This window comes from Nocardioides lijunqiniae (assembly GCF_015024225.1).
Classification (GTDB): Bacteria; Actinomycetota; Actinomycetes; order Propionibacteriales; family Nocardioidaceae; genus Nocardioides; species Nocardioides lijunqiniae.
This window is the reverse complement of record NZ_JACJGM010000001.1, coordinates 406,051-433,027: the sequence shown is the minus strand read 5'-3', so window position 1 is coordinate 433,027 and position 26,977 is coordinate 406,051. Positions and strand designations below refer to the sequence as shown.

24 protein-coding genes are annotated in these 26,977 nt (G+C 73.7%); 10 read left to right on the top strand and 14 right to left on the bottom strand.

Features of this window, described 5'->3' with window-relative positions; all coding sequences use genetic code 11:
• Window positions 1-12: 12 nt before the first annotated feature.
• Window positions 13-423: a peptide-methionine (R)-S-oxide reductase MsrB gene (msrB, locus tag IRQ30_RS02060; protein WP_193611372.1), complete on the top strand. Its 411-nt coding sequence runs from the start codon at window positions 13-15 to the stop codon at window positions 421-423.
• 919 nt (window positions 424-1,342) lie between these two features.
• Here msrB and hemQ read toward each other — a convergent pair.
• From hemQ to IRQ30_RS02035, 5 genes are all read right to left on the bottom strand, one after another.
• Entirely contained in the window at window positions 1,343-2,053 is a 711-nt protein-coding gene (gene hemQ, locus IRQ30_RS02055) for a hydrogen peroxide-dependent heme synthase (protein WP_193611371.1), read from the bottom strand.
• Window positions 2,050-3,429: a protoporphyrinogen oxidase gene (hemG, locus tag IRQ30_RS02050; protein WP_193611370.1), complete on the bottom strand. Its 1,380-nt coding sequence runs from the start codon at window positions 3,427-3,429 to the stop codon at window positions 2,050-2,052. Before hemG ends, hemQ begins: the two co-directional genes overlap by 4 nt.
• A 77-nt stretch (window positions 3,430-3,506) precedes the next feature.
• Window positions 3,507-4,016: a flavin reductase gene (locus tag IRQ30_RS02045; RefSeq protein ID WP_193610691.1), complete on the bottom strand. Its 510-nt coding sequence runs from the start codon at window positions 4,014-4,016 to the stop codon at window positions 3,507-3,509.
• On the bottom strand, window positions 4,013-4,561 hold the full coding sequence (locus IRQ30_RS02040) for an NAD(P)H-dependent oxidoreductase (protein WP_193611369.1): 549 nt from the start codon (window positions 4,559-4,561) through the stop codon (window positions 4,013-4,015). Before IRQ30_RS02040 ends, IRQ30_RS02045 begins: the two co-directional genes overlap by 4 nt.
• Window positions 4,558-5,718: an LLM class flavin-dependent oxidoreductase gene (locus IRQ30_RS02035; protein WP_193611368.1), complete on the bottom strand. Its 1,161-nt coding sequence runs from the start codon at window positions 5,716-5,718 to the stop codon at window positions 4,558-4,560. The genes IRQ30_RS02040 and IRQ30_RS02035 overlap by 4 nt, the downstream gene beginning before the upstream one ends.
• A gap of 182 nt (window positions 5,719-5,900) precedes the next feature.
• Here IRQ30_RS02035 and IRQ30_RS02030 point away from each other — a divergent pair, with 182 nt between their 5' ends.
• Genes IRQ30_RS02030 through IRQ30_RS02020 form a run of 3 tightly spaced genes read left to right on the top strand, consistent with a single transcriptional unit; the run spans window position 5,901 to window position 8,645 of the window.
• Entirely contained in the window at window positions 5,901-6,815 is a 915-nt protein-coding gene (locus IRQ30_RS02030) for a LysR substrate-binding domain-containing protein (protein WP_193611367.1), read from the top strand.
• A gap of 50 nt (window positions 6,816-6,865) precedes the next feature.
• Complete coding sequence (locus IRQ30_RS02025) at window positions 6,866-7,849, top strand: DUF4349 domain-containing protein (RefSeq protein WP_193611366.1); 984 nt, start codon at window positions 6,866-6,868, stop codon at window positions 7,847-7,849.
• A gap of 19 nt (window positions 7,850-7,868) precedes the next feature.
• Entirely contained in the window at window positions 7,869-8,645 is a 777-nt protein-coding gene (locus tag IRQ30_RS02020; protein ID WP_193611365.1) for an NYN domain-containing protein, read from the top strand.
• Window positions 8,646-8,925: 280 nt separating this feature from the next.
• Here the strand turns inward: IRQ30_RS02020 and IRQ30_RS02015 are convergent, their stop codons facing one another.
• Together IRQ30_RS02015 and hemE are read right to left on the bottom strand one after the other, a co-directional pair.
• On the bottom strand, window positions 8,926-9,618 hold the full coding sequence (locus IRQ30_RS02015; RefSeq protein ID WP_193611364.1) for an ElyC/SanA/YdcF family protein: 693 nt from the start codon (window positions 9,616-9,618) through the stop codon (window positions 8,926-8,928).
• 13 nt (window positions 9,619-9,631) lie between these two features.
• Window positions 9,632-10,678 carry a uroporphyrinogen decarboxylase gene (gene hemE, locus IRQ30_RS02010; protein ID WP_193611363.1) on the bottom strand — a complete coding sequence of 349 codons (1,047 nt, stop codon included), beginning with the start codon at window positions 10,676-10,678 and terminating at the stop codon, window positions 9,632-9,634.
• Window positions 10,679-10,750: 72 nt separating this feature from the next.
• On the opposite strand from hemE, the gene IRQ30_RS02005 reads away from it, so the two are divergent.
• The gene (locus tag IRQ30_RS02005) at window positions 10,751-11,380 is read left to right on the top strand and encodes a DUF3000 domain-containing protein (RefSeq protein ID WP_193610699.1); all 630 of its coding nucleotides are present in this window, start codon (window positions 10,751-10,753) and stop codon (window positions 11,378-11,380) included.
• Entirely contained in the window at window positions 11,380-12,726 is a 1,347-nt protein-coding gene (locus IRQ30_RS02000; RefSeq protein ID WP_193611362.1) for an HRDC domain-containing protein, read from the top strand. Before IRQ30_RS02005 ends, IRQ30_RS02000 begins: the two co-directional genes overlap by 1 nt.
• Here the strand turns inward: IRQ30_RS02000 and IRQ30_RS01995 are convergent, their stop codons facing one another.
• From IRQ30_RS01995 to hrpA, 4 genes are all read right to left on the bottom strand, one after another.
• Window positions 12,727-14,127, bottom strand: a complete 1,401-nt coding sequence (locus tag IRQ30_RS01995) for an ABC transporter substrate-binding protein (protein WP_193611361.1) — start codon at window positions 14,125-14,127, stop codon at window positions 12,727-12,729.
• A 106-nt stretch (window positions 14,128-14,233) separates the two neighbouring features.
• A complete protein-coding gene (locus tag IRQ30_RS01990; protein WP_193611360.1) occupies window positions 14,234-14,734 on the bottom strand; it encodes a type II toxin-antitoxin system PemK/MazF family toxin in 501 nt (166 codons plus the stop codon).
• 182 nt (window positions 14,735-14,916) lie between these two features.
• Window positions 14,917-15,513, bottom strand: a complete 597-nt coding sequence (locus IRQ30_RS01985; RefSeq protein WP_227466764.1) for a hypothetical protein — start codon at window positions 15,511-15,513, stop codon at window positions 14,917-14,919.
• Window positions 15,514-15,523: 10 nt separating this feature from the next.
• Window positions 15,524-19,408, bottom strand: a complete 3,885-nt coding sequence (gene hrpA, locus IRQ30_RS01980; protein ID WP_193611359.1) for an ATP-dependent RNA helicase HrpA — start codon at window positions 19,406-19,408, stop codon at window positions 15,524-15,526.
• 92 nt (window positions 19,409-19,500) lie between these two features.
• Here hrpA and IRQ30_RS01975 point away from each other — a divergent pair, with 92 nt between their 5' ends.
• A complete protein-coding gene (locus IRQ30_RS01975; RefSeq protein WP_338089526.1) occupies window positions 19,501-21,045 on the top strand; it encodes an FAD-dependent oxidoreductase in 1,545 nt (514 codons plus the stop codon).
• Window positions 21,046-21,110: 65 nt separating this feature from the next.
• Here IRQ30_RS01975 and IRQ30_RS01970 read toward each other — a convergent pair whose 3' ends face one another.
• From IRQ30_RS01970 to IRQ30_RS01960, 3 genes are all read right to left on the bottom strand, one after another.
• Window positions 21,111-22,352 (bottom strand): hypothetical protein, encoded by a 1,242-nt coding sequence (locus IRQ30_RS01970; protein WP_193611358.1) that lies wholly within the window; start codon window positions 22,350-22,352, stop codon window positions 21,111-21,113.
• Entirely contained in the window at window positions 22,349-22,870 is a 522-nt protein-coding gene (locus IRQ30_RS01965; RefSeq protein ID WP_193611357.1) for a SigE family RNA polymerase sigma factor, read from the bottom strand. Before IRQ30_RS01965 ends, IRQ30_RS01970 begins: the two co-directional genes overlap by 4 nt.
• An 81-nt stretch (window positions 22,871-22,951) precedes the next feature.
• Window positions 22,952-23,374 carry a hypothetical protein gene (locus IRQ30_RS01960; RefSeq protein ID WP_193611356.1) on the bottom strand — a complete coding sequence of 141 codons (423 nt, stop codon included), beginning with the start codon at window positions 23,372-23,374 and terminating at the stop codon, window positions 22,952-22,954.
• 130 nt (window positions 23,375-23,504) lie between these two features.
• Here IRQ30_RS01960 and IRQ30_RS01955 point away from each other — a divergent pair, with 130 nt between their 5' ends.
• The 3 genes from IRQ30_RS01955 to rocD all read left to right on the top strand — a co-directional run bounded on the left by IRQ30_RS01955 (window position 23,505) and on the right by rocD (window position 26,919).
• Window positions 23,505-24,236 carry a response regulator transcription factor gene (locus tag IRQ30_RS01955; RefSeq protein WP_276592199.1) on the top strand — a complete coding sequence of 244 codons (732 nt, stop codon included), beginning with the start codon at window positions 23,505-23,507 and terminating at the stop codon, window positions 24,234-24,236.
• Window positions 24,233-25,618, top strand: coding sequence for a sensor histidine kinase (locus IRQ30_RS01950; RefSeq protein WP_193611355.1), 1,386 nt, complete (start codon window positions 24,233-24,235; stop codon window positions 25,616-25,618). The genes IRQ30_RS01955 and IRQ30_RS01950 overlap by 4 nt, the downstream gene beginning before the upstream one ends.
• A gap of 80 nt (window positions 25,619-25,698) precedes the next feature.
• Complete coding sequence (gene rocD / locus IRQ30_RS01945) at window positions 25,699-26,919, top strand: ornithine--oxo-acid transaminase (RefSeq protein ID WP_193611354.1); 1,221 nt, start codon at window positions 25,699-25,701, stop codon at window positions 26,917-26,919.
• Window positions 26,920-26,977: the final 58 nt, after the last annotated feature.

Sequence of the window (26,977 nt, the reverse complement as noted above, 5' to 3'; positions counted from 1 at the left end):
ACCGTTGACCCCATGGGTTACCAGGTGGAGAAGACCGACGAGCAGTGGCGCGAGGAGCTCTCGCCCGAGGAGTACGCCGTCCTGCGGCAGGCCGGCACGGAGCGCGCGTTCGTCGGTGAGTACACCGACACCGAGACGACCGGCATCTACCGCTGCAAGGCGTGCCAGGCCAAGCTCTTCGAGTCGGACACGAAGTTCCACTCCGGCTGCGGCTGGCCGAGCTTCTACCAGCCGATCAGCGACACGATCGAGTACATCGAGGACAACTCCGCCGGCATGAAGCGGGTGGAGGTCCGCTGCAGCAACTGCGGCTCCCACCTCGGCCACGTCTTCCCCGACGGCTACGGCACCCCCACGGGCGACCGCTACTGCATCAACTCGATCAGCCTCACCCTCGAGCCGGTCGACAGCGCCTCCGACTGACCCTGCGTCGCCACCGACCCACGGTGGTCGAGCCGCGAGGAGCGCCAGCGACGAGCGCCCGTCGAGACCCCGTGAGCCGGCTGCGGACCGACCCCACGGTGGTTGAGGTGCGAGCGCAGCGAGCCTCGAAACCACCCTCCGGTGGTCGAGCAGCGAGGAGCGTCAGCGACGAGCGCCCGTCGAGACCCGGTGAGCCGATCGCCGACCGACCCCACGGTGGTTGAGGTGCGAGCGCAGCGAGCCTCGAAACCACCTGCTGCGTGCGGGGCTGGTGTTGGCCCGCGCGCTAGCAGCCCGGGTCTCGGCGTCAAGGATCGCCTTCGGCGCCCGCTTCGCGGCGGCCTCCGGCCGTCCTTGACTCCGAGCCTCTCCCGGGCTGCTTTGGCGGCGCACGGGCGGCGACGGCTTCGCCGCGCCGCCCGCAAACAGCGCGGGCCCTGCCTGTCGGTCACCCACGTCGGCAGTTCAAGCTCCGGGCGGAGGTCTTCACGCTTGGCCGGCCCGATGTGGTGACCAACTGCCGACGCTGAGTGTCGGTAGACGCACCACCAGTCACACCAGCCCCACCAGGGGTGCCGCGCATTGCGCGGGCGGCGCGGGCGAAGCCCGTGTCGCCCCGTGCGCCGTCAAGCCGGTCGAGAGAGGCTCCGGGTCAAGGACGCCCGAAGGGCGCCGCGAAGCGGGCGCCGCAGGCGATCCTTGACGCGGAGACGCGACCGGCTACGCGCGCGGCACCCCAGTCCGGCCCCGAGAAGCGGCCAGAGGTGCAAGGGTCTCGACGGCCGCTCGTCGCTGGCGCTCCTCACTGCTCGACCACCGGAGACGTGGTTTCGAGGCTCGCTTCGCTCGCACCTCAACCACCGTGGTGGCGGGGTGGCTTCGAGAGGGGACTTCGTCCCTCCTCAACCACCGACGGCCGCTACGGCAGTCGCTCGACCAGCTCCGCGACGGGGACGAGGGAGCCGGTGTAGAACGGCACCTCCTCGCGGACGTGACGGCGGGCGTCGGAGGCGCGCAGGTGCCGCATCAGGTCGACGATGCGGTAGAGCTCGTCGGCCTCGAAGGCGAGCATCCACTCGTAGTCGCCGAGGGCGAAGCTGGCCACGGTGTTGGCGCGCACGTCGACGTAGTCGCGGGCCATCTTGCCGTGCTCGGCGAGCATCCGGCGACGCTCGGAGTCCTCGAGGAGGTACCACTCGTAGGACCGCACGAACGGGTAGACGCAGATGTGCCGCTTGGGGTCCTCGTCGTTGAGGAACGCCGGCACGTGGCTCTTGTTGAACTCCGCGGGGCGGTGCAGCGCCATCTGCGACCAGACCGGCTCCAGGCGGCGACCGAGCGCCGTGCGGCGGAAGCGGTGGTAGGCGAGCTGGAGCTCCTCGCTGGTGGTCGCGTGCACCCACAGCATCAGGTCGGCGTCGGCGCGCAGGCCGCTGACGTCGTAGACACCGCGCACGACGACGTCGACCTCGGCGAGCTCGGCGAAGAGCCTCTCGGCCTCCGCCCCGATGGCGGGGCGGTCGGTGTCGTCGCCTAGCACCGTGTCGAGCTTGAAGACCGACCACATCGTGTAGCGGATCGAGTCGTTGATCTCCCGGACGCGGGCTGCTTTGGAGGTCGTCTCGCTCATGGGTCCATTGTGACGCTGCCACCCAGGACGTCGGCAGCCGCCCGGTGCGCGGAGGCGACGACGGGCGCGATGCCGACGCCGTCGTAGGCGGCGCCGCACACGGCCAGGCCCGGCACCCGGGCCACCGCGGCGCGGACCCGGGCCACCCGGTCGAGGTGGCCGACGGCGTACTGGGGCAGTCCCCCGCCCCAGCGCTGCACGTGGGTGTCCACGGGGCGGGCGGACAGACCGATCGCGTCGGCGAGGTCGGCGAGCGAGGCGGACACCAGCTTCTCGTCGGAGGCCTGCAGGGCGACCTCCTCGCCATGGCGGCCCAGCGACGTGCGCACGTGCACGACCCCGGCCGCGGCGCCGGCCTCGCGGGCCCACTCCCACTTGGCGAAGGAGAAGGTCGAGGCCTTGATGCGACGCCCGTCGACGGGCGGCACCAGGAAGCCGGACGAGCCGGTGTCCTCGAACGCCGCCGCGTCCTCGACCCGGAAGGCGAGCGTGACGACGGCCATCGACGCGTACTCCACGGCCCGCAGCTCCTCGGCCGCGGCCGGTGCGACCTCGGCGAGCAGCCGGGCCGTCGCCGCCGCGGGCGTGGCGAGCACGACGGCGTCGGCGCGCAGCCGCTCCGTGGAGGTCGTGGGGCCGACGGTGAGGACGAAGCCGTCGCCGGCGCGCGCCAGGGACCGCACGGTGGCGTCGGTGCGGACGTCGAGGCCGGCCGCCAGGGCGTCGGTCAGGCCGCCCATGCCGCCGGCGAGCCCGGCGAAGACCGGCAGGTCGTACGTCGTCGGGACCGACGAACCCTGCTCGAGCAGCGAGCCCCGCTCGGCGAAGGTCACCAGCTGCGGCACCGAGGCCCGGGCGGAGAGCCGGCGCGCGTGACCGGCGTAGACACCGCCGAGCAGCGGCTCGACCAGGCGGTCGGTCACCTCGTCGCCGAAGCGCCGGGCGACGAGGTCGCCGACGGAGATGTCACCGTCGATGCGCTCGGGCGGGATCGTCGGCTCCTCCCGCACGCGGGCCAGCCCGGCCTCCGACAGCACGCCCGACGCCGCGAGCTGGTCGAGGTCGAGGGGGACGCCCATCAGCGAGCGCGGGAGCGGCCGCAGGGCGCCGCGGGTCCAGATGCGCGACGAGACGAGCGCGGGGTGGATCGGGTCGAGGCCCAGCGAGCGGGCGAGGCCGACCGCCTCGGGGCGCCGGTTGAGCATCGCCTCGGCGCCGACGTCGACGGTCACGCCGGCGACCTCGTGGCGGAGCACCTTGCCGCCGACGCGGGGGGACGACTCCAGCACGAGCACGTCGTGCCCGGCGGCAACCAGGTCGTGGGCTGCGGTCAGTCCCGCGATCCCGGCTCCGACGACGACGACGCTCGCACCCACGTCCTCATCGTCTCAGACCCTCGTGCCGCCGCGACCGGGTGCACGGCCGCGACGGCACGAGGTGCTCGAGGGGACGCTCAGGCCGGCTTGGCCATGCGTCCGAAGCCGCTGCGGTGGAAGACCAGCGGCAGCGAGGTGTCGGCGTGCTCGACGGCGTGCAGCTCGAGGAGCACGATCGTGTGGTCCCCGGCCTCGACCTCGCGGTGGATGGTGCAGTCGAAGCGGGCCAGGCCCTCGTCGAGGGTCACCGCGCCCTCCTCGGTGGCCGTGACGTCGATGCCGTCGAAGCGCTCGCCGACCGGACCGGCCAGCTGGCGGCAGACGTCGCCGTGGTGGGCGGCCAGGATCGTGACGCCGAGGTGGGCGGCGCGACGCAGCTGCGGCCAGGTCTTGGAGGTGTTGGCGACCGAGAACGACACCAGGGGCGGGTCCAGGCTCACCGACGTGAACGAGCTGGCGGCCAGGCCGACGGGCTCGCCGTCGACCTCGGCGGCGACCGCGACCACGCCGCTGGGGAAGATCCCGAAGGCCTCGCGCAGGCGCGTGGGGTCGAGGTCCTGGTTGGTCGAGAGAGGGGCGACGTTCACGCCGGGACTCCCGTCGTCGAGAGCTCAGACGAGGCGGCGAGCAGGGCGCGCGCGACCGGGCGGGCCGAGGCCAGCCAGTCGGCGTACGCCGCCGGGTCGTCGTGGGCGCTGTCGAGGACGTAGAGCCCGCGCAGCGACACCGGGGCGCCGATCTCGGCCAGGAGCGGTCGCAGGGTGAGCTCGGGCGCGAGGGCGTGGGCGGGGCCGGCCCCCAGCATCAGGGGTACGGCGGTCCCGTGCAGGCCGGTGCCGCGCGCCGGCGTGAACCGGTCGAGGAAGAGCTTCAGGAGCCCGGAGTAGGTGGCCTTGTAGGTCGGCGACGCGACGACTACCAGGTCGGCGCGACTCACCTGGGAGACCAGGTCGTCCACGGTCGGGTCGGCCCAGTCGAGCAGCCCGGCGCCGAGCGTGGCCAGGTCGACGACCAGGTCGGGGGGCCGCCCGCCGAGCTCGGTGGCGACGTAGGTCGCCGCGTCGAGGGTGCGCGAGGCCGGCTTGGGGTTGCCGACGACGACCGCGACGCGCGCGTGGCCGGGCGCGCTCACGAGGCGGCCTTCGCACGGGGTGCCGCGCCGAAGGGCACGGAGGCGGTGCCGGCCACGGGGGCCGGGTGCTCCCAGCGGCCGCGCCGCGCGAGCTCGGGCAGGACGCCCTCGCCGAACGCGTAGGACTCCTCCAGGTGCGGGTAGCCGGACAGCACGAACTCCGAGATGCCCACCTCGGCGTACTTCTCGACGAGGTCGGCGACCTCGGCGTGGCTGCCGACCATGGCCGTGCCCGCGCCGCCGCGGACCAGCCCGACGCCCGCCCAGAGGTTGGGGTAGATCTCGAGGCCGTCCTTGGAGCCCTGGTTGAGCGCGAGCATGCGGCGCTGCCCCTCGGACTCGCTCTTCTTGAGCCCGGCCTGGACCTTGGCGATCTGCTCCTCGTCGATGCCGGCAAGCAGCCGGTCGGCCTCGGCCCACGCCGCCTCGGAGGTGTCGCGGGTGATGGTGTGCAGCCGGATGCCGAAGCGCAGCTCGCGGCCCTGCTCGGCGGCCAGGCCGCGGACCCAGGCCACCTTCTCCGCGACGGCCTCGGGCGGCTCGCCCCAGGTGAGGTAGACGTCCGCGTGCTTGGCCGCGACGTCGCCGGCGGCGGGCGAGGAGCCGCCGAAGTAGATCTCGGGCAGCGGGTCGGGGATCTGCGACAGCGTGGCGTCCTCCACCGAGAGGTGCTTGCCCTCGTAGGTCACGGTCTCGCCGGCCCACAGGCGGCGGACGATCGTGAGGAACTCGTCGCAGCGCTCGTAGCGGCCGTCCTTGTCGAGGAAGTCACCGAACATCCGCTGCTCGTGGCTCTCCCCGCCGGTGACGACGTTGAGGAGCAGCCGCCCGCCGGAGAGGTTCTGGAAGGAGCCGGCCATCTGGGCGGCCAGGAAGGGCGCGGTGAGCCCGGGACGGAAGGCGACCAGGAACTTCAGGCGCTCCGAGAGGCTGCTGAGCATCGCGGTGGAGATCCAGGCGTCCTCGCACCAGGCGCCGGTCGGCGTGAGCGCCGCCTCGAAGCCGAGCTGCTCGGCGCTGCGGGCGATCTGACCGAGGTACGGCACGGAGGCGGGACGCCCCGAGGCACCGGCGGCGACACCGTGGCCACCGCCGACGACCTGGCGGCCGTCCCCGCCGTTGGTGGGCAGGAACCAGTGGAACGTCAGCTTGGACATGGGATCTCCCCCTTCCGCGTTTTCACGCTTATGTGTATTAGGTTGCTGGACTTTTGCCCCGGATGCAAGGCGGGACGGTGCAGCGCGGGCGAGGTTCGGACGACGGGGTGACAGGCGATGCCTGTCACGGTGCCCTAAACTATAGTTACTCAGTTGAGTTAACCAACCCGGGAGACAGCATCGTGCGCATCGAGCAGCTCGAGTACTTCGCCGCCGTGACCCAGCACGGCTCGCTGCGGCGGGCCAGCGAGCGCCTGCACCTCTCCCAGCCGGCCCTGAGCGAGGCCATCAGCAAGCTGGAGCGCGAGCTCGGCGTGACCCTGCTGGACCGGCGTCGCTCGGGGGCGCGGATCAGCCAGGAGGGACGCCAGCTGCTGCAGCACGTGGAGGGCGTGCTCGAGGCCGTCGACCAGCTGAGGGTGGCCGCCGGTGACCGGACGACGACGGCGCGCGCGGTGCGCGTGGGCACGGTCAACGCCGCCACCGCCACCCTCCTGGTGCCGGCGGTGCACGACTTCCAGGTCACGCACCCCGGCTCGACGGTGGAGGTGCTCAACCTCCAGCAGGCCGAGATCGACCGGGCCCTGCTGGAGGGGTCGCTCGACCTGGGTCTGGTCAACACCCTCAGCGGCGACGACCCGCCGGTCGACCTGCTCGGCACCGACCTGCTCCACGGCCGGCCCGTCGTCGTGCTCCCGGGCGGGCACCCGCTCTGCGCCCGCGAGGCGGTGACGGTCGAGGAGCTGCGGGCCGAGCGGTTCGTGGCGATGCGCGCCGGCTACCTGATGCACCGTTTCGCCCACCGGCTCTTCGGCCAGGACCTGCCGTCCGTGAGCCACACGACCGACGGGGCGGAGATGGGCAAGCTGCTGGTCGCGGAGGGGCTGGGGCTGAGCCTGCTGCCGGACTTCAGCGTCGCCGGCGACCCGCTGGAGCGGGCCGGGCTGATCGCCCACCGCCCGATCGCGGAGGACACCGCCGTCGTGACGCTGGTCCTGCGCCGCCGCAAGGTCGCGCACGCGCCCGAGCCGGTCCGCGACCTCCACGCGGCGCTCGTGGCCCGCGCCCGGCAGTACCAGCAGGCACGCGCCTCCTGAGACCTCCTCGACCGGGGGAACCGGCCGGGGCGCCGGGCCGTCGAAGCACCATGACCCGCGCCTCACGTCCCTCGCCCCTCCGCCGGCTCCTCGCCACCTCCGCGCTCGCCGCCGTCCTGGTCGGCTCCGTCGCCGCCTGCTCGTCCGGCTCGGACTCCGCCGGCGGCTCGGACGCCGGCGAGGCAAGCCAGGACAGCGGCGGCGGCGACTCAGCCGCCGAGGAGCGGCTCGAGGGCGGAGCGGACGCGCTCTCGAGCGCCGACCGCGACGCGAGCGCGCCGAACGCGCTCGCGGCCGACCCGGCGCAGGAGTCGGCCGACACGACACCCGCCACCGAGCGCAAGCTCATCTCCCAGGGCAGCGTGCAGCTGCGCTCCCCGGACGTCGGCAAGGCGCTCTTCGACGTCCAGAAGGTCGTCGACTCCCTGGCCGGCGAGATCGCGCAGAACGACACGGTCACCGACAAGCAGGGCGAGGTGAAGCGGGCCCGCCTGGTCCTGCGGGTGCCCTCGGCGAGCTTCGCGAAGGCCGTCGCGGGCCTGGAGGGGGCCGCCGACCTGATCGCCTCGAGCACCAACGTCGAGGACGTGACCACCCAGGTCATCGATACCGACGTCAAGGTGCGGGTCCAGCGCCGCAGCATCCGCCGCATCGAGGTGCTCCTGGACCAGGCGACCAGCATCCGCGACATCGTCGACATCGAGGGCCAGCTCGCGCAGCGTCAGGCGCGCCTGGGCTCGCTCGAGCGTCAGCAGGCCTACCTCGCCGACCAGACCTCCCAGGCCACCCTGACGGTGTCGATCGAGCGCACCCCGGCGAAGAAGGCCCCGGCCGAGAAGAAGAAGGACCGCGACGGCTTCCTGGCCGGCCTCGACAGCGGCTGGACGGGGTTCAAGAACGTCACGGTCGCGCTCGCCACGGCGCTGGGGGCGGCCCTGCCCTTCCTCGCCGTCCTCGCCCTGCTCGCCTTCCCCGCGCGCCTCGTCGTACGCCGTGCGGCGCGGCGCCGCGCCCCGGCTGCCGCCGACGCCTGACCTGCAGCATCATGGGCGGATGCCCTCCGAGACCAGCCGCCTGGCCGTCCTGATCGACGCCGACAACACCTCCCCCCGGCACGCGGGGGCCGTCCTGCGCGAGGTCGCGCGCTACGGGCTGCCGACGGTCAAGCGCGCCTACGGCGACTGGACCACGCAGAACCTCGTCGGCTGGAAGAACACCCTGCCCCAGCACGCGATCCAGCCCGTGCAGCAGTTCGCCAACACGTCGGGCAAGAACTCCACCGACTCCGCGATGATCATCGACGCCATGGACCTGCTCTACGCCGGTCACCTCGACGGCTTCGCGATCGTCTCGAGCGACAGCGACTTCACCCGGCTCGCCACGCGGCTGCGCGAGTCCGGCCTGACCGTCTACGGGCTCGGCGAGCGCAAGACGCCCGCCTCCCTGGTCGCCGCCTGCGACCGCTTCATCTACCTCGAGCTGCTCACCTCCGACGCCAAGGACGAGGAGCCCTCCGACGAGCCCGACGCCGACGTCGAGTCGCCCCCGCGTCGCCCCGACCTGCGCAGGATCCTGGTCGCCGCCATCGACAACACCTCCCACGAGGACGGCTGGGCCGCCCTCGGCGCGGTCGGCAGCTACATCAGCGCCAACAACCCCTCGTTCGACGCCCGCGACTACGGCTCCCCCCGCCTCGGCGCGCTGCTCAGCGCTCAGGACTACCTGGACGTCGACCTCTCCGCCACCGGCCAGGCCCGCGTCCGGCTGCGCGCCACGAAGCCCGCGACGAAGAAGGCCTCGACGCGCAAGGCCGCGACCAAGAAGGCCTGACCCCCGGTCCGGGGGGCGCCGGGGCCGCGGTCCGGGGACTCGCGGGTGTGGGTCGTGTGCCGGAGACCCCGGCCCAGCGCTGCCTGCGGCACACGACCCGGCCGCGACCACGCCGATGTGGGTCGTGTGCCGGAGACCGCGGCCCAGCGCTGCCTGCGGCACACGACCCGAGCGCTCGACCACGCCGATGTGGGTCGTGTGCCGGAGACCCCGGCCCAGCGCTGCCTGCGGCACACGACCCGGCCGCGACCACCGACCCACCCGACACCGGACGCATCCCTCAGCGGAGGACGGCGGGGCGGCCCCAGTCGGGGTGGGCGGCGAGGAGGGCGGCGTGGGCGGCCTCGACGTCCGCGGGCACGTCGACGTGGGCGTGGTAGCCGGATCCTCGAGGTCCGTAGCCCTGGGCGTCGTCGCGCAGACGAGGCACCTCGCCGACCACGAGCGCCACCCAGCGCTCGAGGGGCCAGCCGCGGCTGTCCGGTCCGGGGCGGTTGAGGGGACGCACGGCCGGCCAGTGGTGGCGGGTGACGGCGTCCATGCGCCGCTGCATGGTCGGGTCCTGGACGAGCGCCACGACCTCGGGCTCCAGTCCGCGGCGGGCCAGCAGGTCGCGGGCCAGGGTGACGTTGTCGCCGCAGTTGGTGGACTCGCGCTCCAGGAGGAGGTCGACCAGGCCGTGCTCGTCGGCGAGGTAGCCGGCCATGAGGTCCGCCTCCGTGGCGGCGGGGTCGACGTCCCGCCCCCGCTGGCGCAGCACGTCGCGAAGCGCGTCGGTGGTGTGGCCGACGCCGCCGACGAGCACGAGCGTCCCGGCCAGGCCATCGCGCACGGCGGCGGCCGCGGCGTCCCACGTGTCGGGCAGCGAGCCGCCGAACAGCAGCGTCACGTCGGCGCGCTCCGGCTCGTCCTCGAGCCGGAGCCAGGACGCGACGAGGTCGAGGTGGACCCGGTCCTGCTCGGTGACGACCACGATCGGCTCGCGGCTACAGCGGGAAGGACTGCACGAACTCCGTCAGCTTCTTGAGCTGGTCGGGGTCGGTGGAGGGGATGACGCCGTGGCCGAGGTTGAAGATGTGGCCGCGCGCGGCCCGCCCGGCCTCGATCACGTCCGCGGCCCGCGCGGTCATCATCTCGGTGGGGGCGAAGACGAGGGTCGGGTCGAGGTTGCCCTGGACGCTGCGCTCCCCCACGAGCGGTACGGCGGAGGCCAGCGGCGTGCGCCAGTCGACGCCGACCACGTCGGCGCCGGCCTCGCCCATCAGCGTCAGCAGGCTGGCGGTGTTGACGCCGAAGTGGATGCGCGGCACGCCCAGCTCGCCGGCCCGCGCCAGGACCCGCGCGGAGTGCGGCATCACGAGCGCCTCGTAGTCGACCGGCGTGAGCGCCCCGGCCCACGAGTCGAACAGCTGCACCGCGGACGCCCCGGCCTGGACCTGGACCTCCAGGTAGGCCGCGGAGATCTGCCCGATCTTGCGCATCAGCGCGTCCCACACGTCGGGGGCGCCGAACATCATCGCCTTGGTCTTGGCGTGCTCCTTCGACGGACCGCCCTCCACGAGGTACGACGCCACGGTGAACGGCGCGCCCGCGAAGCCGATCAGCGGGGTGGCGCCGAGCTCGCCCACCAGCGCCCGCACCGACTCGGTGATGAACGGGACGTGCTCGGGGGTGAGGTCGGGGATCGCCGCGACGTCCTCGAGCGTGCGGACCGGCTTCGCGACGACCGGGCCGACGCCCGGCTTGATGTCCAGGTCGACGCCGACGGCCTTGAGCGGCAGGACGATGTCGGAGAAGAAGATCGCGGCGTCGACGCCGTAGCGGCGCACCGGCTGCAGCGTGATCTCCACGGTCAGCTCGGGGCGCATGCACGACTCGAGCATCCCGACGCCCTCGCGCAGCTTCAGGTACTCCGGCAGCGAGCGGCCGGCCTGACGCATGAACCAGACCGGCGTGTGGGGCACGGGCTCGCCACGCGCGGCCTTGAGGAAGGCGCTGTCGGCGAGTCCGGGGTGGGGCGTGGGCGGGACCATGACCCCAGCCTCCCAGGTGGGCCCCGGCGTGTTCGCACAAGGGTTCGACTCACCCCGCCTTACTGTGGGCCCATGGTGGTCCGTCAGGAGTCTCGTCCGGGCTCCGGAGCAGACGCGAGCCCTCCGGAGTTCCAGGAGGCCGTCGCGACGATGCGCGACGCCACGCTGCGCCCGGAGATCTTCTGCGAGGAGATGCCGGCGCCGCAGCGCATCGCCCCCTACGCGGCCGCGCTCTCCGCCGACGTCACCGTCGACGGCACCGACGTGGGCACCGGGCGGATCATCCTGCTCCACGACCCGGCCGGCAACGACGCCTGGGACGGCACCTTCCGCTGCGTGGCCTACGCCCGCGCGGAGATCGAGCTGGACATGATCACCGACCCCCTCCTGGCCGACGTCGGCTGGACCTGGCTCACCGAGGCGCTGGCCTCCCACGGCGCCGGCTACACCGCCGTCTCCGGCACCGTCACCCGGGTGGCCACCGAGAGCTTCGGCGGCATGTCGGACGAGGAGGGCGCCGCACAGCTCGAGATCCGGGCCTCCTGGACCCCCCTCGCCGCCACGCCCGGCGGTGGCCTGGACGTCGGCCCGCACGTCGAGGCCTGGGGCGAGCTGCTCTGCACCGCGGTGGGCCTCCCGCCCGTCCCCGACGGCGTGACGGTCATGCCCGGCCGCCGCGGCCAGCGGGGCTCGGGCCGCTGATGACCGAGGCACCCCAGACGCCGCAGGACGAGACGCCGGAGGACGACGCGCCCGCGCCGCTCGCCGAGCTGCTGACCCTGCGCGACGGCCTGCCCGACGTCGTGGAGACCGAGGAGGCGCTGCTCGCGGTCTGCGAGGCGATCGCCGGCGGCACCGGCCCGGTGGCGATCGACGCCGAGCGGGCCTCCGGCTACCGCTACTCCAACCGCGCCTACCTCATCCAGCTGCGCCGCGAGGGCGCCGGCACCGCGCTCGTCGACCCGATCGCCTTCGAGTCGCTGGCCCCGCTCCAGGAGGCCCTGAAGGGCACCGAGTGGATCCTGCACGCCGCCACCCAGGACCTGCCCTGCCTCAACGAGGTCGGCCTCTACCCCACCGCGCTCTTCGACACCGAGCTCGCGGGCCGGCTCCTCGGCTACCCCCGCGTCGGCCTGGCCACGCTGGTCGAGACCCTGCTCGGCCGTCGCATGAAGAAGGAGCACTCCGCGGTCGACTGGTCGACCCGGCCGTTGCCGCGCGACTGGCTCGAGTACGCCGCCCTCGACGTCGAGGTGCTCGTGGAGCTGCGCGACCTGATCGCCGCCGAGCTCGTCGAGACCGGCAAGGACGACTGGGCGCGCCAGGAGTTCGACTACCTGCGCACCTTCGAGCTGCCCACGCGCGTCGACGCCTGGCGGCGCACCTCCGGCCTGCACCGGGTGCGAGGACGCCGCGCCCTCGGCGCCGTGCGCGCCCTGTGGGAGCTGCGTGACTCGATCGCCGAGCAGCGCGACGTCACCCCCAGCCGGATCGTGCCCGACTCCGCCATCGTGGCCGCGGCCCAGGCGATGCCCCAGGACCGCGCCGCGCTGCTGGCCACCAAGGGCTTCCACGGCCGGGGCGCCGACCGCTACGCCAGCCGGTTCGCCACCGCGCTGCGCGAGGTGGCCGAGATGGACGAGGACGACCTGCCCAGCCGCGCCCCGCGCGGCGACGGCCCCCCGCTGCCGCGCGCCTGGGCCGAGAAGGACCCGGTCGCGGCCCGGCGCCTCCAGCTGGCCCGCGAGGCCATGACCGAGCTCGCCGAGCAGCGCCACCTGCCGGTGGAGAACGTCCTCACCCCCGACTTCCTGCGCCGCACCCTGTGGAGCCCGCCGGCGACGCGTCGCGGCGACGAGCTCGTCGACGCGGTCGTCACCCAGCTGTCGGGCTACGGCGCCCGTGGGTGGCAGATCGCGCTCGCCGCACCCGTCATCGTGACCGCGATCCTGCAGGCCGACCGGGAGGCCGCCGAGGCCACCGAGGCCGCGGAGGCACCGCAACCCGACGAGACGGCCCGGACCGACGCCGAGGCGGACGGCGAGTAGCTACTCCTCGCTGGGGCTCGGGCTATCCGAGGGCAGCTCGGGGTCGAGCACCTCGCGCGACTGCTCGTCGATCTGGGTCGTGAGCGCCTCGATGTCGGGCAGGGTGGTCGTGAGCATCAGCCGCAGCGTCGAGCGGACGGCGCGCTCCAGCTGGGGCCAGTCCTCCAGCAGCGGCGGGACCACCATGGACCGCACGGTCTCGGTGAAGACCCCGGCGTGCTCCGGCATCTGGCCGGGCTGCAGGAAGTCGTCGGAGACGGCGACCGGCAGGTTGGCCGGCGCGAGGTAGCCCTCGGCGGCCACGCGGGCGGTCGACTCGCGGGAGACGACGTAGACGAGGAAGTCGGCCGCCTTGGCGATGCTCGCGGCCTCCGAGGAGACGCACAGGCCGGTGATGTCGCCGATCGTGGCGTCGTCGTCGAGCGTGGGCATCGGCATCACGTCGAACTCCAGCCCCGGCACCTGACGCAGCTCGGGCGTCAGCTCGCGGAAGCCCGGGATCATGCCGAGCTTGCCGCGCTTGAACCACTCCAGCGCGCTGGCCCGGCTGAGCTGCTCGTCGGTGAGCGTCACGGAGGCGTCGCGCAGCAGCTCCAGGGTGCGGGTCAGCGCCTCGCGGGAGTCGTCCTCCGAGAGCGCGAGCGACGTGGGGTCGTCGTCGTCGTCGAAGAGGTCGCCGCCGCCGGAGTAGATGAACGGCGCCAGGCCGCGCAGGGTCGGGTCGACGTGGACGCCGCGGGTGCCGCGGCGCGGTCGCGTGGCGAAGTTGGCCGCGGCCGTGAACTGCTCGAAGTTCCAGCCCTCGTGGAGGTCGTCGTCGGGGGCGGGCAGGTCGAGGGCCCGCATCCGCTCGAAGTCGATCAGCTTGGTGTTGTAGTACATGACCATGGGCGAGATGCCGTAGGGCATGCACTGCAGCTCGTTGTCGGCGGAGAACGACAGGAGCGCGTCGCGGGCGTAGTCGTCGCTGTAGTCGACGCCCCGCTCGTCGAGCAGCTCCAGCAGCGGCTGGTTGAGCTCCTTCTCGCGCAGCGTGGCGACGTCACCGCGGGAGACGAGGTAGAGGTCGGGCACCTTGGTCGGGTCGCCGGAGCGCAGGCCGCTGGCGAACGCCTCGTGCGTCGGCCAGGTCATCAGCTCGATCCGGCTGCCCTCGGTCTCGGCGTTGTAGGTGTCGACGAGGTCCTGGTAGGCCGCGACCTCCTCCTTGGCGCCCCAGACGCCGAAGGTGAGCTCGGTGGTCTTGGGCGGCTTCGGCGGCTTCGAGGACGTGGGCGCCGGGCTGGGCTCGGGATCGCCCGAGCCGTCGCAGCCGGCGAGCCCCAGGCTCATCGCCAGCACGCTCGCGAGCGCGACGGCGGCCAGTCGGGGGCGTCGTGCGCCGCGAAGTCCGTGCGTCATCTGGGTCCTTGTCCGCGCGCCACGAGCCGGTCCGTCCTGGATGAGGCCGCCGGGTCACGCCGGCGCCACCCTACCGGCGAGCACCCCACGACGGTGCCCGGATATGTCACGCCCCGGGGTGGAAGCGCGCGGCCGCCGACACGACCGCGTCGAAGACCTGCCGGTCCAGGGCCGCGCCCTCGCGGCGTACGGCGGAGGGGTCGAGGACCAGCAGCCGGTCGAGACGCACCTCGCTGGGGCGGCCCTCCCGGTCCCAGCCGCCGCTCCCGACGTCCATCCAGTGCCGGCCGTGCCGCGCCTCGTCCTGGGCGTCGCGGTCGTGGTCCTTGCTGGTGAGCATCAGACCCAGCAGCTGCCCGCCACGCCGTCCGATCAGCAGCGCCGGCCGGTCCTTGCCCCGGCTCGCGTCCTCCTCGTAGGGCACCCAGGCCCACACGACCTCGCCCGGGTCGGGCAGCCCGTCGGCGCGGGGTGCGTAGCCGATCCCCTCGGCACCGGTGCCGCCGTCGGCGCCGGCCCGGTCTTCCGCGGGGACGGTGGTGCTCACCGGCCCGCGCGGTCGCAGGATCGGGCGCAGGGCGGCCAGCAGGCGGCGGGTGGCACTCATGCGCCGAGCCTAGGCGCGGGCCCGCAAGCCGGTCTTCGCGCGCCTCCACGTCGGCCCGAGAGGACCTGAGGTAGGCGAGTGCGCCGGACCAAGAGCACCTCACGGCGCGTGGCCGCTCGTAGCGGCTTATTTTGGGACCCGGGGCTTCACGACCCGGCGCACTCTGACTCTATTTTAGCGGGTCAGGCCAGCCCACGCACGAGCTCGGTGTGACCCGCCGCCTCCAGCTGCTCGGCGAGCAGCAGCATCCTGCGGACCTGCTGGTCAGAGGGCTCGGAGAGGATGGCGCGGCCGGTCGCGACCACCCGGGCGAAGGCCGCCGCGCGGAACAGCACGTCGGCGAAGTCGCCGCCGGCGATGCCGCGCAGCACCTCGTCGACCATGGTGCGCAGCTCGTCGACGCCCGGCGGGTCGGCGACGCCGGCCACCACCCGGGCGACCTGGGCGCGGGCTCGTCCGGCCTCGAACTCGCGGGCGACCCCGGCGGAGTCGGCGTAGACCCAGGAGCGCAGGAGGTAGAGGCGCCACAGGCACCCGGCGAGCGAGTCGGCCGGGGAGCCCGACCACACCTCGGCGATCGACTCGATGCCCTCGGTGTCAGCGAGGCGCAGCAGCCGCTCGGCCACGGCGTCGTCGCCGCTCTCGCGCGCACCGCGCACGAGCAGCTCGGCGGCGCGGTCGCCGGCCTCGGTGAGCAGGGCCGGGTCGGCTCCGCCGACGATCTCGTCGAAGTAGGAGACGTCGCGCTGCATCGGACGGTGATGGGGCCGACTCGTCATGGCGTCCAGGCTACGTCGCGGTCGAGGCGAGTGCCTTGCGCAGGCGCTTGTCGCTGACCGGGTAGGGCGTGCCGAGCTGCTGGGCCCACAGCGAGACCCGGTACTCCTCCAGCATCCAGCGCACCTCGCGCAGCCGCTCGCCTGCCGGACGGCCCTCGGGCAGCGCGGCCACCTGGTGCAGGTAGGCCTCCTGGAGCTCGGTGACCCGGTCCATCAGCTGCCGGTCCTGCGCGACCGCGCCCCCACCGCGGGACAGCCGCTCGCGCCGCGACTGCAGGGCGGCGAGGTAGCGCGGGTAGGCGCGCAGCTGGGCGACGCCGGCGTCGCGGACGAAGCCGCGACCCACCAGCCGCTCGAGCTGGCCCTTCATGTCCGCCAGCGCCGGCAGCATGGCCATGTCGGCGCGACCGCTGAGCAGCTTCTCGGTCGTCCGCCACGCCTCCAGGACCCGCAGCACGTCGGCGACGACCTCGCGCAGCGCCGGCTCCTGGGCCGGACGCGCCGCGGCGACCAGCGCGTCGTACGCCGCCTGGTCGCGCACCGGCGGCCGCTCGTCGACCACCGCCTGGAGCACCGCGAGCCGGCAGTCCTCGAGCAGCTCGGCGACCGAGGGGTACGGCGAGCCGGCCAGGCCGAGCTTGTCGGCGTTCGACAGCGCGTCGAGGACCGGGCGGTCGACGCGCGGCAGCGTGAGCGACAGCAGCCGGGTGACGCCGAGCCGGTGGCGCGCGTCGCGCTCGTCCTCGGAGCCGACGACCGCCAGCCCGACGGTCTCCCCCTCGTCGACGAGGCCGGGGTAGCCCTGGACGTCGTGGCCGGCGCGCACCTGCCGGAACGACTCCTCGATCGTGCCGAACACCCAGGAGGTCGCCCCGGTGCGGGCCAGGCCGCTGTCGTTGGCCACCTCGGCCATCGCCCGCGCGAACTGCGGGCGCAGGGGCTCCTTGAGCGCCTCCAGGTCCTTGCCCCGGGCCTGCTCGCGGCCGTCGTCGCCGACGACGCGGTAGGTCGGTCGCAGGTGCTCGGGCACCTTGGCCCAGTCCCAGGCGTCGCGCGGGACGACCACGCCCCGGGTCGAGCGCAGGTGGCGCTCCAGCGCGTCCAGCAGCGGCTCCTCCCCCGCCGGCACGGCCGCGAGGAACTCCCGCGCCGTGTTGGGAGCCGGCACGACGCTCACCCTCAGGTGCTTGGGCAGGCTGCGGATCAGCGCCGTCACGAGCTCCTCGCGCAGCCCGGGGACGTTCCACGAGAAGTCGTCCGCCGCGACCCGGTTGAGCGTCGCGACGGGCACGTCGATGGTCAGGCCGTCCTGGGCGCTGCCGGGCTCGAAGTGGTAGCTGATCGGGAAGGTCAGCCCCTCGCTGGACCACTGCTGCGGGTAGTCCTCCTCGCGGACGTCGCCGGCCGTGGTGTGGCGCAGCATCTCGGGGTCGAACGTGAGGTACTCGGGATCCTCGCGGCGCTTGAGCTTCCACCACTGGTCGAAGTGGGCGCCGCTGACGACGTCGCGCCCCACGCGGGCGTCGTAGAAGTCGAACAGGGTGTGCTCGTCGACCACGATGTCGCGGCGGCGCAGCCGGTGCTCGAGCTCCTCGACCTCCTCCAGCAGGGCGCGGTTGCGCTCGAAGAACTTCTGGTGGGTCGACCACTCGCCGTAGACGAGCGCGTGACGGATGAACAGCTCGCGGCTGTAATCGGGGTCGACCTTGCCGAAGTTGACGAGCCGGTCGGCGATGAGCGGCACGCCGTAGAGGGACACCTTCTCGTGGGCCATGACCGCCGCGCGCTTCTTGGACCAGTGGGGCTCGGAGTAGCTGCGCTTGACCAAGTCGCCGCCCAGCCGCTCCGCCCACTCCGGCTGGATCGCGGCGTTCTGGCGGGCCCAGAGCCGGGAGGTCTCGACCAGCTCACCGGCCATCAGGAACGGCGGGTTGCGCTTGGCCAGGGCACTACCGGGGAAGATCGCGAACTTGGCGCCGCGGGCGCCGACGTACTCGCGCATCGGCCGCCGGGCGCCCTTGCGCACCGGGTTGTCGCGGTCGCGCTCCTCCAGGATCCCGATGTGGCTGAGCAGCCCGGAGAGCAGCGCCTGGTGGATCGCGTCTGAGTCCATCCCCTCGCTGCGCGGGTCCTTGGCCGGGCCGGTCTCGATGCCCATCTCCTTGGCCACCCGACGCAGCTGGGACTCGAAGTCCTGCCACTCGCGGACCCGGAGGTAGTTGAGGAACTCGCGCTTGCACAGGCGGCGGAAGGCGCTGCTGCCCAGCTGGGCCTGCTGCTCCTTGAGGTAGCGCCAGAGGTTGAGGAAGGTCAGGAAGTCGGAGGTCTCGTCCTTGAAGCGCGCGTGCTGCTCGTCGGCCTGCTGGCGCATCTCGGCCGGGCGCTCGCGCGGGTCCTGCAGGGACAGGGCGGCCGCGATGACGGCGACGTCGCGCACGCAGCCGAGCCGCTCGGCCTCGATGATCATCCGCGCCAGGCGGGGGTCGATCGGCAGGCGCGCCAGGCGGCGTCCGAGCTTGGTGAGCTTGCCCGACGACAGCGCGCCGAGCTCCTCGAGCAGCTGCACGCCGGCGGAGACGTTGCGCTTGTCGGGCGGCTCGACGAACGGGAACCGACCGACCTCGCCGAGGCCGAGCGAGGCCATCTGGAGGATGACCGAGGCGAGGTTGGTGCGCAGGATCTCGGGCTCGGTGAACTCGGGGCGGGACTCGAAGTCCTCCTCGGAGTAGAGCCGGATCGCGATGCCCGCGGCGACGCGCCCGCAGCGGCCGGAGCGCTGGTTGGCCGAGGCCTGGCTGATGGCCTCGATGGGCAGGCGCTGGACCTTCGTGCGCACGGAGTAGCGCGAGATGCGCGCGACGCCGGAGTCGACGACGTAGCGGATGCCGGGCACGGTCAGCGAGGTCTCGGCGACGTTGGTCGAGAGCACCACCCGGCGGCCGGAGTGCGACGAGAACACCCGGTGCTGCTCGGCGGCGGAGAGCCGGGAGTAGAGCGGCACGATCTCGACGGTGCCGAGACGCTCGAGCTTGGCGTCGCCCAGCGCGTCGGCGGTGTCGCGGATCTCGCGCTCGCCGGGGAGGAAGACCAGGATGTCGCCGGGACCCTCCGCGCAGAGCTCGCGCACGGCCTCGACGATCGCCTCGGTCTGGTCGCGGACGACGGTCTCGCCCTCCTCGTCCTCCTCGGGGCGCTCGACGAGGGGCCGGTAGCGGATCTCGACGGGGTAGGTCCGGCCCGACACCTCGACCACGGGCGCGTCGAAGTGCTTCGCGAACCGCTCGACGTCGATCGTGGCGCTGGTGATGATCAGCTTGAGGTCGGGTCGCCGCGGCAGCAGCCGCTTGAGGTAGCCGAGCAGGAAGTCGATGTTGAGGCTGCGCTCGTGGGCCTCGTCGATGATGATCGTGTCGTAGCGGCGCAGCTCGCGGTCGCGCTGCAGCTCGGCCAGCAGGATGCCGTCGGTCATCAGCTTGACCCGGCTGCTGCGCGAGGTGCGGTCGGTGAAGCGCACCTGGTAGCCCACCAGGTCGCCGAGGTCGGTGCCGAGCTCCTCGGCGATGCGCTCGGCCACCGAGCGCGCGGCGATCCGCCGCGGCTGGGTGTGACCGATCAGCTTGCCGTCGGGGTCGTCGCCGCCCCTGCCCCGGCCGCGGCCGAGCTCGAGGCAGATCTTGGGCAGCTGGGTCGTCTTGCCCGAGCCGGTCTCCCCCGCCACGATCACGACCTGGTGGTCGCGGATCGCCGCGGCGATGTCCTCGCGCCGCTGGCTGACGGGCAGCTCCGCGGGGTAGACGATCTGGAGCTGGGTCTCGGTCATGACCGTCCCATTCTGCCTGGTGGCCCCCACCGGGATCACCGTGGTTTCGAGACGGTCGCTGCGCGACCTCCTCAACCACCGGGCCCGGAGGTCGAGGAAGGCGCCCCGGCGCCTGTCTCAGAACCGCCCCGCTTGCTAGAACAGGTTCTAGTTGCGAGGATCGCGCGGTGACCGAACAGCTGCAGTACGACGTGGTCGTGGTCGGCTCGGGCGGGGGCGCGCTCACCGGCGCGGCCCTTGCGGCGAAGGCGGGGCTGTCGGTCGTCGTGGTCGAGAAGACGCCGCTGATCGGCGGCACGTCGGCGTACTCCGGCGGCGCGTGCTGGCTGCCCGGCAGCCAGGTGCAGCAGCGCGCCGGCATCGCGGACTCGACGGAGTCGGCGCGCACCTACCTCGAGGCGATCCTGGAGGACGCCGACCCGGACAAGGTCGAGGCGTTCCTCGCCCACGCGCCCGAGCTGGTCGCCGAGCTCGAGGCCGACGAGGACCTGGACTTCGAGTGGCTGCCGTTCCCGGAGTACTACGACGCCCCGGGTCGCGTGGCCCTCGGGCGCTCGATCCAGCCGACCAACGTCAAGCGCGGCGACCTGCCCGCCGAGGTCGCCGAGCTCGTGCGCCCGCCGGTCGAGCGCGACCGTGCGGGCGAGGGTGGGCGCAACACCCTCAGCGGCGGTCAGTCCCTGATCGCCCGGCTGGCGACGGTGCTCGTGCGCGAGGGCGGCGAGCTGCGCACCAACCTCCCCGTCACCGGCCTGCTCACCGACGACGACGGCCGGGTCGTCGGCGTCGCGGCGATGACCCCCGAGGGCCCGATCACGATCGGCGCGACCCGCGGCGTGCTGGTGGCGGCCGGTGGCTTCGAGGGCAACGCCGCGCTGCGCGAGGAGCGCGGCGTACCCGGCGACACGGCGTGGACGATGGCTCCGGCCGGCACCAACACCGGCGAGCCGATCGAGGCCGCGATCGCCCTGGGCGCCGCGACCGACTTCAGCGCGGTGGGGTGGTTCTGCCCGGGCTTGGAGCACCCCGACGGCAGCGGCTCCTTCACGCTCGGGTTCCGCAGCGGACTGATGGTCGACGCCGCCGGACAGCGCTACGCCAACGAGTGCCTCCCCTACGACCGCTTCGGCCGCGAGATGGCTGCCGCCGGCGACGCGGCCCCCGCGCGGGTGCCATCGTGGTTCGTCTTCGACTCCCGCGAGGGAGGGCGGCTCCCCGCGATCGCGATGCCCGAGGGGGAGCCGGCCGAGCACCTCGCCGCCGGCACCTGGGTCACGGCGGAGACGCTGGAGGGACTCGCACAGGCGACCGGCCTCCCGGCCGACGCGCTGGGTGCCAGCGTCGCGCGCTTCAACGGCTTCTGCGAGACCGGGGTCGACGAGGACTTCGGCCGCGGCGGCGACGAGTACGACACCTTCTTCGCCGGCGGCGAGGGCCCCAACAAGGCCTTGACCCCCTGCGACCGGCCGCCCTACTACGCCGCCCGCTTCGTCCTCTCCGACCTCGGCACCAAGGGCGGCCTGGTCACCGACGCCGCCGGCCGGGTGCTGCGCCAGGACGGCTCACCGATCGCCGGCCTCTACGCCTCGAGCAACTCCGCCGCCTCGTTGTTCGGCCAGGTCTACCCCGGCCCGGGCGCGCCGCTCGGCTCGGCGATGGTCTTCGCCTCGCTGGCCGTGCGCGACCTGCTCGCCGCGGAGCCTGACCGCTGAAACTGGACCCTGACCGACAGATCTTCGTCGGTCAAGGTCCAGTTTCGCCGGTCGACCGGCGAAACTCACCGCGTCGGCTGCCACCGCGGGTCGGTGACGAACGCGAACGCCCGCTCCGGTGGCAGGTCGCCTCCGCCTGCCGGTTCGAAGGACACCGTGAGCGTGTACGACGGTCCGGCGTAGAGCGCGCGCCAGCCGCCGCCCCACGTGGCACGGGCGTAGCCGACGAACACCTCACGATCGCCGACCCGGTGCATCTCGCAGCGGCGGTACTGCACCTCCATGCAGGCGTAGGCCTCGCCCTGGAGCTGGCCGGACTGGGCCGCGTCCCAGGTGAGCCTCCCGCGGGCGACGCCGTCGCTCCAGTCCGCCTCGACCCAGGGCTGCGCGTCGGTGCCGGAGTACGTCGTCGCCAGCTCGTCGGTGCCGACCGCCAGCAACCGCTGACCGACCCGGGCGAAGGTGCGCTGGTCGAGCGTGGGCGGGATGCCGGCGGCGTAGTCGGGCAGGTCGAGGCGGGGGTCGGCGGCCGCGCGGGCGAGCAGGTCGTCGCCGAGGTCGATGCCGGAGACCGGCACGGTGGAGTTGTTGCCGAAGAGCGCGTCGACGGCGACGACCACGACGATCCCGTCGTCGTGCTCGACGGCGACCTCGGTCACCCCGTCGTGCTCGGCGACCTCGGCCGTCAGCCCGCGCCCCGCGGGGATGTCGCGGCAGGTCCACCCGGCTCCGCAGTCCCAGACGTCGACGCCGCCCCACCCGGCGCTGACGGTGACCTGGACCATGCCCATGCCGCTCTCGCCGTCGTTGGTCCAGGCGAGCTTGGTGCCCTGCGACATCCCGCCGGACTGCCGGTTGGAGACGCCCTTCTCGAGGTGCTCGCCCTCCGGGTCGAGGTACTCGGCCAGGACGTCGCGGTAGCGGTTGAGGTCGGGATCGGTGCGGATCTCCTTCATCGCGTCGGCGGCGTCGAGCGCGCCGGGGGCCGCCGCACCGCCCGGCGGTCCCGGAGTCGGCCGGATCTCGCGTACCTCCGGCGTGGGCGACGTCGTGGCCACGGGCGGGCGGGGGTCGCCCTCGGCCGACGACCTCCCGTCGACCACGGCGGTGCCGACGCCGATGGCGGCCACCGCGGCGACGACGCCCGCCGAGACCGCCAGCCGCTGGCGCCGGCGGCGGCGCCGGCCGCGAGCCAGGTCGGCGGAGGCCGGCACCGAGGGCGGGTCGACGGACGCGGCCAGCCGGCGCAGCGCCTCCTCCAGGTCCTCGCGGTCACTCTCGTGCGGACGGTGGTCGTGCTGGCTCATCGCTGCTCTCCCGTGGTGGAGGACTGCCCGACCGGACCGAGCACGCCGCGCAGCCGCGCGAGCGCCTCGGACGTCTGGCTCTTCACCGTGCCGGGGCTGATCCCCAGGTCGGCCGCGGTCTCGTCGACGGACAGGCCCCAGTAGTGCCGGAGCACCACCACGCGCCGCTGTCCGGGAGCCAGCCCCCGCAGGGCCGCCCAGAGAGCATCGGAGTCCTCGACGCTGAGTCCGGCGGCCACGGCCACGCGGCCCTCGGCCGGCTCCGCGGACGGTCGCTCCCGGCGCTGCCAGGGTCGCCGCACCTCGTCGAGGTGCGCGTTGACGACGATGCGGCGTGCGTAGGCGTCGACGGAGTCCATGCGGACCGCCCGCGACCACGCGCCGTACAGCTTGGCGAGCGCCTGCTGCGTGATGTCCTCGGCGCGGTGCGGGTCGCCGCACAGCAGGTACGCCGTGCGGTACAGGTGGGCGCGGCGCTCGACGACGTATGCGCTGAACTCGTCGTCGCGCGTGTCCATGCCACCTCCCGGTCTGCAGTCTCTTCTACCCCTCCAGACGGAGGAGCCCGCGGATCGGTTGGGTGCGGCGGCCGCGACGGCTCAGGTGGTGCTGCCCGAGCCCGTCGTCCCGCCGTCGGGCTGGACGTCGTCGGGCGGGGTCGTGCCCGGCGGCACCACGCCGCCCGGTGGCAGGCCGCCGCCGGGCCCACCCTGCTGGCCGCCCTGCTGGCCACCCTGGGGACCACCGTCGCGCTGCTGCATCTGGCCCGGTCCGCCGCCGGGGAAGCCACCGCGACCGCCGCCGTCGTCGGCGCCGTCGCTCAGCGCGCCGAGGGCGGCGCCGCCGGCACCGCCGAGGATCAGGCTGGCGATCGCGACGGCCGCGACGCCGCGCAGGCCCAGGACACGGTGGCGCCAGCCGGGCCGCTGCTCGGGCTGGGGGCTCGGCTGGGATGCGGCCTGCGGCTGGGCCTGCGCCTCGGACTGGGCTACGGGCTGGGAGGTCGGGTTCTCGTCGGTCATGGCACCGAGCATCGTCACGCAGGCTGTGCGCACGCTGTGCCCGGCCGGTGAGGACGGCGTGAGCCGGCACGTGGCGTCCGCACACGTGGCTCACAGGAAACCCACAGCGCCGAGGGGCACAGTGGTGCCCATGGCAGCCCCCGACCAGAGCCGCGACCTGCTCCGCCCCGACGGCACGCCGCTGCGCGTGCTGGTGGTCGACGACGAGGTCAACATCGCCGAGCTGATCTGCATGGCGCTGCGCTACGAGGGCTGGCAGGTGGAGGCCGCCCACACCGGCACCCGCGCGGTGGCCGCCGCCAAGGAGCTGCGCCCCGACGCCGTCGTGCTCGACATGATGCTGCCGGACTTCGACGGCCTCGAGGTCCTGCGCCGCATGCGCACCGCCGACCCGAGCGTGCCGGTCCTGTTCCTCACCGCCCGCGACGCCGTCGAGGACCGGATCGCCGGCCTGACCGCCGGCGGCGACGACTACGTCACCAAGCCGTTCTCCCTGGAGGAGGTCGTGGCCCGGCTGCGTGCACTCATGCGTCGCGCCGGCGCGCAGCAGGCCCGGTCGTCGGCGGTGATCGTCGTCGGCGACCTCGAGCTCGACGAGGACAGCCACGAGGTACGGCGCGCGGGCGCGGAGGTCAGCCTGACGGCGACGGAGTTCGAGCTGCTGCGCTTCCTGATGCGCAACCCGCGGCGGGTCCTGAGCAAGGCACAGATCCTCGACCGGGTGTGGAACTACGACTTCGGCGGCCAGGCCAACGTCGTCGAGCTCTACATCTCCTACCTGCGCAAGAAGATCGACGCCGGCCGCCAGCCGATGATCCACACGATGCGCGGCGCGGGGTACGTCCTGAAGCCGGCGACATGAGGCTGCCCCGCTCGCTGGCCTCGCGGCTGGTCGTCACCACCGTCGCGCTGGTCGCCGTGGCGGCGCTGCTGGTCAGTGGCGCGACCGCACTCGCGATGCGCGGCTACCTCCACGACCAGCTGGACGACAAGGTCCTGTCCTCGGTGCGACGCGCGGGCGACGGACCGCGGCCCGGTGCGATGCCGCCGCCGGGCGGTCAGGCGGAGTTCGGCAACCAGGAGCCCGGCACGCTGATCGCCCGCCTCGACCGGGGCGAGGGCGAGGGCGACATCCTGGGGGCGCAGCGCTCGCAGCGCGAGTCCCTTCCCGAGGCCACCCTCGACCTCCTCGACGACGTGCCCGCCGACGGCGAGGTGCACGTCGTCGACGTGCCCGGTCACGGCCGCTACCGGGTCGCCGCCGACGGCCCGCTGGTCACCGGCCTGCCGACCGAGCCGGTCGACGACGCGGTCGCCTCGGTCGTGCGCTGGGAGCTGCTGCTCACCCTCCTGGCCCTGGTGAGCACCGGCGCGCTCGCCTCGAGCGTCGTACGCCGCCAGCTCCGTCCGCTCACCGAGGTCGCCGAGACCGCGCACGCCGTGGCCACGCTGCCGCTGTCGTCGGGCGAGGTGGGCGTGACCGAGCGGGTCCCCGAGCACCTGACCGACGAGCGGACCGAGGTCGGGCAGGTCGGCGCCGCGCTCAACACCCTGCTCTCGCACGTGGAGTCGTCGCTGGACGCGCGGCACCGCAGCGAGCAGCAGGTGCGCCAGTTCGTCGCCGACGCCTCCCACGAGCTGCGCACGCCGCTGACGACGATCGTGGGCTACGCCGAGCTGGCGCGGCGCCGCCCCGGCGACGCCGAGGCCGCGGCGACCGCGCTGGCCAAGGTCGAGGAGGAGTCGGCGCGCATGACCCGGCTGGTGGAGGACCTGCTGCTGCTCGCGCGCCTCGACGCCGGGCGGCCCCTGGCCCGCGAGCCCGTCGACCTGACCCGGCTGCTCCTGGAGGCCGTCGAGGACGCCCGCGTGGTCGCCCCCGGCCACCGGTGGTCGCTCGAGCTCGCGGAGGAGGCCGTCGAGGTGATCGGCGACGAGCAGGCGCTGCACCAGGTCGTCACCAACCTGCTGGCCAACGCCCGCAAGCACACCCCGCCGGGCACCCACGTCACCGTGCAGCTGACCGAGCGGGGCTTCGAGGTGGCCGACGACGGACCCGGCCTCGCGCCGGACCTGGTCGCGCACGCCTTCGAGCGGTTCGCCCGCGGCGACGCGGCCCGTCAGCGCGAGGGGGGCGTGGGGCTCGGGCTGGCGCTGGTCCAGGCGATCGTGGCGGCGCACGGCGGCGTCGTACGGCTGGCCAGCGAGCCCGGCGAGACCCGCTTCCGGGTGGACCTGCGCTAGGCTCCTCGTGAGGATTGTCTGACAATCCTGACCCGCTGAACCACGGACCGAGTCCCGGCCGGAACCACGAGGAGTGCCCGATGACGCTTACCGACCTGCCCGCGACCAACGGAGCGGAGTTCGCGCGCGCCGAGGAGCGCACCGCGCACAACTACCACCCCCTGCCGGTCGTCGTCGCGCACGCCGAGGGCGCCTGGATGACCGACGTCGACGGCGGTCGCTTCCTGGACCTGCTGGCCGGCTACTCCGCGCTCAACTTCGGGCACAGCCACCCCGCGCTCGTCGCCGCCGCGCACGCCCAGCTCGACAAGCTCACGCTGACCAGCCGCGCGTTCGTGCACGACCAGTTCGCCGACTTCTGCGCCGCGCTCGGCGACCTGTGCGGCAAGGAGCTCGTGCTGCCGATGAACACCGGCGCCGAGGCCGTCGAGACCGCGATCAAGGTCGCCCGCAAGTGGGGCTACGAGGTCAAGGGCGTGCCCGCCGACCGGGCCACGATCATCGTCGCGTCCGGCAACTTCCACGGCCGCACCACCACCATCGTCGGCTTCTCCGACGACCCCGACGCCCGCGACGGCTTCGGCCCGTTCGCCCCCGGCTTCGTGACCGTGCCCTACGGCGACCTCGCCGCGCTCGAGGCGGCCATCGACGAGACCACCGTCGCCGTCCTGATCGAGCCGATCCAGGGCGAGGGCGGCGTGGTCATCCCGCCCGAGGGCTACCTGCGCGGCATCCGCGAGGCCTGCACCCGCAGCAACGTGCTCTTCGCCGCCGACGAGATCCAGGCGGGTCTGGGTCGCACGGGCCGCACCTTCGCGTGCGACCACGAGGGCGTCGTCCCCGACATCTACATCCTCGGCAAGGCCCTCGGCGGCGGCATCGTGCCGGTCTCGGCGATCGTGGCCGACCGCGACGTGCTCGGCGTGCTCAAGCCCGGTCAGCACGGCTCGACGTTCGGCGGCAACCCGCTGGCCTGCGCCGTGGGCCACACGGTCGTCGACATGCTGGCCACCGGCGACTTCCAGCGTCGCGCCGAGGAGCTGTCGGTCCTGCTGCGCGAGCGCCTCGAGTCGATGATCGGCCACGGCGTGGTCGGCGTGCGCGTGCGCGGCCTGTGGGCCGGCGTCGACATCGACCCGGCGGTCGGCACCGGCCGCGAGGTCTGCGAGGCGCTCATGGCCCGCGGCGTCCTGGCCAAGGACACCCACGGCTCCACCATCCGCCTCGCGCCCCCGCTCGTCATCTCCGCCGAGGACCTCTCCTGGGGCCTCGACCAGCTCGCCGCCGTGGTCTCCGCCTGACCGCGCCGCCGGGGTAGTCCGGCGGGCATCCACAGGTGACTGACAGGTCGGGCTGGGG

What these genes read in the sequence shown, in the direction of transcription:
- msrB (WP_193611372.1), top strand. Translation starts at nt 13, where the DNA reads ATGGGTTACCAGGTGGAGAAGACCGACGAGCAGTGGCGCGAGGAGCTC.
- hemQ (WP_193611371.1), bottom strand. Translation starts at nt 2,053, where the DNA reads ATGAGCGAGACGACCTCCAAAGCAGCCCGCGTCCGGGAGATCAACGAC.
- IRQ30_RS02035 (WP_193611368.1), bottom strand. Translation starts at nt 5,718, where the DNA reads ATGTCCAAGCTGACGTTCCACTGGTTCCTGCCCACCAACGGCGGGGAC.
- IRQ30_RS02025 (WP_193611366.1), top strand. Translation starts at nt 6,866, where the DNA reads ATGACCCGCGCCTCACGTCCCTCGCCCCTCCGCCGGCTCCTCGCCACC.
- IRQ30_RS02020 (WP_193611365.1), top strand. Translation starts at nt 7,869, where the DNA reads ATGCCCTCCGAGACCAGCCGCCTGGCCGTCCTGATCGACGCCGACAAC.
- hemE (WP_193611363.1), bottom strand. Translation starts at nt 10,678, where the DNA reads ATGGTCCCGCCCACGCCCCACCCCGGACTCGCCGACAGCGCCTTCCTC.
- IRQ30_RS02005 (WP_193610699.1), top strand. Translation starts at nt 10,751, where the DNA reads ATGGTGGTCCGTCAGGAGTCTCGTCCGGGCTCCGGAGCAGACGCGAGC.
- IRQ30_RS02000 (WP_193611362.1), top strand. Translation starts at nt 11,380, where the DNA reads ATGACCGAGGCACCCCAGACGCCGCAGGACGAGACGCCGGAGGACGAC.
- IRQ30_RS01995 (WP_193611361.1), bottom strand. Translation starts at nt 14,127, where the DNA reads ATGACGCACGGACTTCGCGGCGCACGACGCCCCCGACTGGCCGCCGTC.
- IRQ30_RS01990 (WP_193611360.1), bottom strand. Translation starts at nt 14,734, where the DNA reads ATGAGTGCCACCCGCCGCCTGCTGGCCGCCCTGCGCCCGATCCTGCGA.
- IRQ30_RS01985 (WP_227466764.1), bottom strand. Translation starts at nt 15,513, where the DNA reads ATGACGAGTCGGCCCCATCACCGTCCGATGCAGCGCGACGTCTCCTAC.
- IRQ30_RS01970 (WP_193611358.1), bottom strand. Translation starts at nt 22,352, where the DNA reads ATGAGCCAGCACGACCACCGTCCGCACGAGAGTGACCGCGAGGACCTG.
- IRQ30_RS01965 (WP_193611357.1), bottom strand. Translation starts at nt 22,870, where the DNA reads ATGGACACGCGCGACGACGAGTTCAGCGCATACGTCGTCGAGCGCCGC.
- IRQ30_RS01960 (WP_193611356.1), bottom strand. Translation starts at nt 23,374, where the DNA reads ATGACCGACGAGAACCCGACCTCCCAGCCCGTAGCCCAGTCCGAGGCG.
- IRQ30_RS01955 (WP_276592199.1), top strand. Translation starts at nt 23,505, where the DNA reads ATGGCAGCCCCCGACCAGAGCCGCGACCTGCTCCGCCCCGACGGCACG.
- IRQ30_RS01950 (WP_193611355.1), top strand. Translation starts at nt 24,233, where the DNA reads ATGAGGCTGCCCCGCTCGCTGGCCTCGCGGCTGGTCGTCACCACCGTC.
- rocD (WP_193611354.1), top strand. Translation starts at nt 25,699, where the DNA reads ATGACGCTTACCGACCTGCCCGCGACCAACGGAGCGGAGTTCGCGCGC.